The sequence below is a fragment of the Mesorhizobium sp. M1C.F.Ca.ET.210.01.1.1 genome, from assembly GCF_004791585.1.
Taxonomy (GTDB): Bacteria; Pseudomonadota; Alphaproteobacteria; order Rhizobiales; family Rhizobiaceae; genus Mesorhizobium.
Map to the genome: position 1 here is coordinate 1 of NZ_SRUU01000185.1, position 260 is coordinate 260.

A 260-nucleotide genomic window follows, 5' to 3' on the forward strand; every position below is an offset into this window, starting at 1 on the left:
GGCCGCTGGTAGCCATCTTCGCCGGCAATCACGGCGGCTCTTCGTCCGCCAACCTGACCATCACCATCACCGGCACCAATGACGCGCCGGTGGCGGTGGCCGATGCGGCGGCGGTGAAGGAAGACACCAACACGCTGGCCGATCCCAATCCGGTGAGCGGCAATGTGCTTTCCAACGACACCGATGTCGACAATGGCGACACGCACAGCGTCAGCGCCGTCAACGGCTCGGCTGGCAATGTCGGCAACGACCTGGTCGGC

The 260-nt window shown here is 65.4% G+C and carries 1 protein-coding gene; it reads left to right on the top strand.

All coding sequences use genetic code 11. The annotated features are described in order from the left end of the window. Positions 1–260, top strand: a 260-nt coding sequence (locus EN853_RS33505; protein WP_135861375.1) for an Ig-like domain-containing protein, incomplete at both ends; no start/stop codon positions are given.